Source organism: Mycobacterium sp. TH-M25 (genome assembly GCF_057473665.1).
The window spans coordinates 1-5,854 of sequence record NZ_JBYCLA010000235.1; the positions used below are offsets into that span (position 1 = coordinate 1).

4 protein-coding genes are annotated in these 5,854 nt (G+C 66.9%); 2 read left to right on the plus strand and 2 right to left on the minus strand.

Annotation, left to right across the window (positions count from 1 at the left end):
* Positions 1 to 822: MaoC family dehydratase (locus tag AC2VOU_RS07825; protein ID WP_486956860.1), on the plus strand; the 822-nt coding region annotated here is incomplete at its 5' end.
* A 74-nt stretch (positions 823 to 896) separates the two neighbouring features.
* Here AC2VOU_RS07825 and otsB read toward each other — a convergent pair.
* Positions 897 to 1,952: a trehalose-phosphatase gene (gene otsB / locus AC2VOU_RS07830; protein ID WP_486956861.1), complete on the minus strand. Its 1,056-nt coding sequence runs from the start codon at positions 1,950 to 1,952 to the stop codon at positions 897 to 899.
* Between the two features lie 55 nt (positions 1,953 to 2,007).
* A complete protein-coding gene (locus AC2VOU_RS07835) occupies positions 2,008 to 3,399 on the minus strand; it encodes a WS/DGAT/MGAT family O-acyltransferase (protein ID WP_486956862.1) in 1,392 nt (463 codons plus the stop codon).
* 327 nt (positions 3,400 to 3,726) lie between these two features.
* Between AC2VOU_RS07835 and AC2VOU_RS07840 the strand changes: the two genes are divergently transcribed.
* Positions 3,727 to 5,854: error-prone DNA polymerase (locus tag AC2VOU_RS07840; protein WP_486956863.1), on the plus strand; the 2,128-nt coding region annotated here is incomplete at its 3' end.

Sequence of the window (5,854 nt, forward strand, 5' to 3'; positions counted from 1 at the left end):
GAGTGGACCGACCGCGACACCTTGCTCTATGCGCTCGGTGTGGGCGCCGCTCTTGACGATTTGAAATTCACCACCGAAAACAGCCATGGCATCGACCAGCAGGTGCTGCCGACCTACGCCGTGATCTGCTGCCCGGCCTTCGGTGCGGCCGGCAAGGTCGGATCGTTCAACTGGGCGATGCTGCTGCACGGTTCGCAGGGCATCCGGCTGCATGCGGCGCTGCCGCCCGCCGGGAAGCTCTCGGTGGTCACCGAGGTGGTCGACATTCAGGACAAGGGCGAGGGCAAGAACGCGATCATCATGCTGCGCGGTCGCGGCAGCGATCCCGACTCCGGCACGCTGGTCGCCGAAACGCTGACCACGCTGGTGATCCGCGGTGAGGGCGGCTTCGGCGGACAGCCGGGCGAGCGCCCCGCCGCGCCGGCGATCCCCGACCGCGAGCCCGACGCCCGGGTCGCGCTGCCCACCCGTAAAGACCAGCCGCTGATCTACCGGCTGTCGGGCGACCGCAATCCGCTGCACAGCGATCCGTGGTTCGCCAAGGAACTGGCCGGCTTCCCCGAGCCGATCATGCACGGCTTGTGCACCTACGGGTTCGCCGGGCGTGCGCTGATCGCCGAACTCGGCAACGGGGACGCCCATGCGGTCACCGCCATCGACGCACGATTCACCAAACCGGTGTTTCCCGGGGAGACGCTGACCACGCTGATCTGGCGCACCGAGCCCGGCAAAGCGGTGTTCCGCACCGAGGCGGCCGGGCCCGACGGCAGCAACGCCCGGCTGGTGCTCGAAGACGGCGCCGTGGAGTACACGACGGGCTAGCCGGCCCTCGTTAGGAAAGTGAGTCGATGACCGACCCTGCCGCCGAAACCCTTCAGTCGCAATCGGTTCGGTAGTCAGCGCGCGAGTTGCTGTGCCAGCCGCTCGGTGAATTCCCGGACCCGCTCGGGGTTGTCCAGCGCATAATGGGCCGCGGTGGCGCGGTCGCCGTCGTCGCTGTGCCGCACCAGGATGGCAATGCCGTCGTCGGCGACCGCGTCGAACGCATCCTCGTCGGTGATGTCGTCGCCGAGGTAGACCGGCAGCAGCGGGCCCTCGTTGTCGCGGACGTGGTCGAGCACCCAGCGCAACGTTGTTCCCTTGTCCCAGTCGACATCCGGACGTAGCTCGATGACTTCGCGACCGGTCGTCACGCGCAGGGCGCTTCGTTGCCCGGCGTTGCGCACCGCGGCTGTCACCTCGCCGACCCGGTCCCGCGCAGCATTGCGGTAGTGCACGGCGACGCCGAATCGCTTGTGTTCCACGACGACTCCCGCAATCTCGCCGAGTTGGCCGGCCAGCGCCGTGGCGGCTTCTGCCAGCACCGGAATGCTCTGTGCTGCTTCGGCATTCTGGTGGTGCTTGCCGTCGGGCCCGGTCAGCTCGAAGCCATGGCTGCCCGCATACCAGAGACCGGGCAGACCGATCCGCTGGCGGACATCGGCCAGGTCGCGACCGCTCAGAATCGCCACCGGGCACGCAGCGCTCAGCGCGGTCAGCGCCACGGCCGCGCCGTCGACCAGTCGCGCGGAGTCCGGGTCGTTGACGATCTCGGACAGTGTGCCGTCGAAGTCATAGAACACCGCGGGCTTGGCAATGACATCGAGCGCCTGCACAGCGTCGGGCAGTTCGGACATCGGCCGATCCCCGGTGCGAACGGCGACGTCGTTGGGATCGGTAATCACCAGTGCGAAGCCGGCGGCTCGCGCGGTAGCCGCCGCTGTGTCGGTGGACGTCACGACGGCGCAGCGGCCCGGTCGTATCCCGAGGCGGTCGGCCGACTCGACGAACAAGGCGGGATCGGATTCAACGGGGCGCACACCTGCGTCGTGGAGTCGTGCCACGAACGCGGGCTCGGGCTGGGCGTCGAACAACACGGCATCCAGGCGACGTGGGTCGATGATGACCGACATGCCCGCCTTCCCGGGCCGCGGATGCGGCGCCGGTAGTCAGGTTAGTCGCTGTGGGTCAGACCGATTTCTTGTCGAACAGCAGGACCGAGTCGTGGCTGAGCATGTCCAGGCGCGCGACCCCGATTTTGATGCCGTCGGCCAGCTCGTCGATGTCGGCTCCCGCGTCGTAGTCGGCGGTGATACCGAATACGAGGTCGTCGGCGTAGCTCATCACGGCGATACCGGTGCGCAGCTGCAGGGCGATCGGCGGAATGGGCAGCAGCCGGCTGACTGTGCGGCCCATCATCTGCAGCTTTCGGTGGGGGCCCGGGACATTGGTTGCCAGCGTCGCGATGCCGCGTTGCGGTAGGCGGGTTATCAGTCGAATCAGCCACGAGGACAACATGAATGGGACGAAGCCGGTTATCGAGACCGCCGCGTTGCCGGCCTGGCGCTGGCCGCCCTGCTTGGTCCGGGTCAGCCTGGCGTGCACTGCGCGCAACTGCTGGATCGGGTCGTCTTCGTCGACCGGAAGATAGGGCAGCATGATCGAGATTCGGTTACCCGGCTTGTCTGCGGAGTCGGGCGAGCGTACCGAAACCGGTACCAGCGTGCGCAGCGAATCCGGGCGGGGTTTTTCGCCGCGGTGCAGCAGAACGGATCGATAGCCTTCGGTGATCGCGGCCAGCGCGACGTCGTTGACAGTGACGTCGAACTTGCGGCAGACCTGCTCGACATCGGCGAGTGGGACGCGGACCGCACAATAGCGCCGCATCGAGGTAACCGGGCCGACCAGCGACGATCCCGCGGTCGGACGCATCAGACCGGCGGCGATCTCGGTCGCGCCGTTGACCGTTCGGGTCACCATGCCGGTGATCCCGGTGGCGGTCCGCCAGAGATCGCTCAGCGGGTTGGTGCGCGATGCTCGCTCGGGTACCGGTGTCAGGTGTGGGTGCCGGCCTGCCCGCTTCGCGGCGGGCCGGGTGAACATATCGCCGTCGACCTCGTCGCACAGCCGGGCGAGGATGCGAATCGCCGAGATCCCATCGGCCATGCAGTGGTGGACCTTCATCAGGATCGCCCATCGCTTGCCCTTCAGGCCTTCGATGACCCAGCATTCCCACAGCGGGCGGTCGCGGTCGAGTCGGCGCTCCAGCACGTCGGCGACAACCTGGAACAGTTCGGTGTCATCACCTGGCCGCGGGACTGCTATGCGCCGCACATGACGGCTGATGTCGAATGCCGGATCGTCGACCCACTGCGGTGCGCCGACATCGAAAGGCTGGGTGCGCAGCATCTGCGTGAATCGAGGGACTGATCGAACACGCTCTGCCAGAACAGCTTTGAATTGTTCATACGCCGGTGCCGCGCCGTCGATGACGGCGATTCCACCGATTGCCAGACTGACGTTACGGTCCGAATCTTCGGCCATGAGGAAGCCTGCATCGAGAGTATTGAGTTGCTCCACGAATCGACACCGCCATTCAAGCTCTGGGACTTCGCATGATTATTCGCCGGTGCCCTCGGCGGGAGGTGGCGCCGAGATTAAATCGTGTAAACAACTGGGGTCGGTTGTGTGGCAACGTAGTTGAAGTACCGTCGGCAGGCGTACAAGAAGCCGGCTGCCTGAGAATCTCTGAGAGTTTCCCCAAGCCCTGTCAAAGATGTTCTGGTGGTGTGCCGCCCAGCAGTGCAAGGGAAGCCGGCCGCGACGAGTCCGTCGGGAATAGATGCCAACCCCAAGCTGATCGTCATCGGGTGAGATATCCGAACATACATTCGATACACTGGCGAGGTGGGATGGCGCAACGGTCCGCCGGGCTGGTCGGAGATGGAGCGGGTGCTCTCCGGCAAACCCCGCCGCTCCGGCACGCCCACCGTGTGGACTCCGGCGGATGAGGCGCCCCGGTCGCCCAAGCGGGTCGCCTACCAGCCGCCGTGTGAAGACAGGCCGACTCGCTCGTCGGCACCCTATGCCGAGCGGCATGCGCATTCGGCGTACAGCTTCCTCGACGGCGCCAGCGCGCCGGAGGAGTTGGTCGAGGAGGCGGTGCGGCTCGGCCTGCGGGCCATCGCGCTGACCGATCACAACGGACTCTATGGGGCGGTGCGGTTTGCCGAAGCGGCCGTGGAACTGGACATGCGGACGGTGTTCGGCGCCGAGCTGTCGCTTTGTTCCGGGGAATCCGGCGCCAGGACCGACGATCCCGATCCGGCCGGCCCGCATCTGCTGGTGCTGGCTCGCGGGCCAGAGGGTTATCGCCGGCTGTCGCGGCAGCTGGCGGCGGCGCATCTGGCCGGCGGCGAGCAAGGCAAGCTGCGCTTCGACTATGACGCGCTCACCGAGGCGGCGGGCGGGCACTGGCACATCCTGACCGGCTGCCGCAAAGGTCACGTTCGCTCCGCGCTGACCACCGGCGGGCCGGATAAGGCCTCGGCGGCGCTGGCCGATCTGGTGGACCGGTTCGGCTCCGATCGGATCAGTGTCGAGTTGACCCATCACGGCTGCCCGGTCGACGACGACATCAACGCCGAAATGTACTTGTTGGCGCAGCGGTTCGGACTCAGCAGTGTTGCGACCACCGGAGCGCACTTCGCGGCGCCGTCACGGCGCCGGCTGGCGATGGCGATGGGCGCGATCCGGGCCAGGCAATCGCTGGACGAGGCGGCCGGCTGGCTTGCCCCGCTGGGCGGTTCGCATCTGCGCTCCGGCGAGGAGATGGCGCGGCTGTTCGCCGAGTATCCCGACGCGGTGACCGCCGCTGCCGAACTCGGCGAGCAGTGCGCCTTCGGCCTGGCGCTGATCGCCCCGCAGTTGCCGCCGTTTGACGTCCCGCCCGGGCACACCGAAGACAGCTGGTTGCGTGAGCTGACCATGGCAGGAGCCCAGCGCCGCTACGGCCGGCGGGATCAGGCGCGCCGGGCGTATGCCCAGATCGAGCGCGAGCTGGAAATCATCGCCCAGCTCAAGTTTCCGGGATATTTCCTGGTGGTCCACGACATCACCCGATTCTGCCGGGAGAACAACATCCTGTGCCAGGGGAGGGGATCGGCGGCGAACTCGGCAGTCTGCTACGCGCTCGGCGTCACCGCGGTCGACCCGGTCGCCAACGAGTTGCTGTTCGAGCGCTTCCTGTCGCCGGTCCGCGACGGGCCGCCCGACATCGACATCGACATCGAGTCGGATCTGCGCGAAAACGTCATCCAGTACGTCTATGACAAGTACGGCCGCGACTACGCCGCCCAGGTCGCCAACGTGATCACCTACCGCAGCCGTATCGCGGTGCGCGACATGGCCCGTGCCCTGGGTTTCTCGCAAGGCCAGCAGGATGCCTGGAGCAAGCAGATCAGCCACTGGAGTGGACGGCCGTCGGACATCGACGGCATTCCCGAGCAGGTGGTCGAGCTGGCCGAGGCGATCCAGAATCTGCCCCGGCATATGGGCATCCATTCCGGCGGCATGGTGATCTGCGATCGCCCGATCGCCGACGTCTGCCCGGTGGAATGGGCCCGCATGGCGAACCGCAGCGTGTTGCAGTGGGACAAAGACGATTGCGCGGCAATCGGTCTGGTGAAATTCGATTTGCTCGGGCTGGGCATGCTCTCGGCGCTGCATTACGCCATCGACCTGGTGGGTGAGCACAAAGGCATCGAGGTCGACCTGGCCGCGCTGGACCTGTCCGAACCGGCGGTGTACGAAATGTTGCAGCGTGCCGATTCCGTCGGGGTGTTCCAGGTCGAGTCGCGCGCGCAGATGGCCACCTTGCCGCGGCTCAAGCCGCGAGTGTTCTACGACCTGGTGGTCGAGGTGGCGCTGATCCGCCCCGGGCCCATCCAGGGCGGGTCGGTCCACCCGTATATTCGGCGGCGCAACGGCCTCGACCCAGTCGTCTACGACCACCCGTCGATGGAGTCGGCGTTGC

Excerpts from the sequence above, each read along its gene's own strand:
- otsB (WP_486956861.1), bottom strand. The coding sequence starts at position 1,952 with ATGTCGGTCATCATCGACCCACGTCGCCTGGATGCCGTGTTGTTCGAC.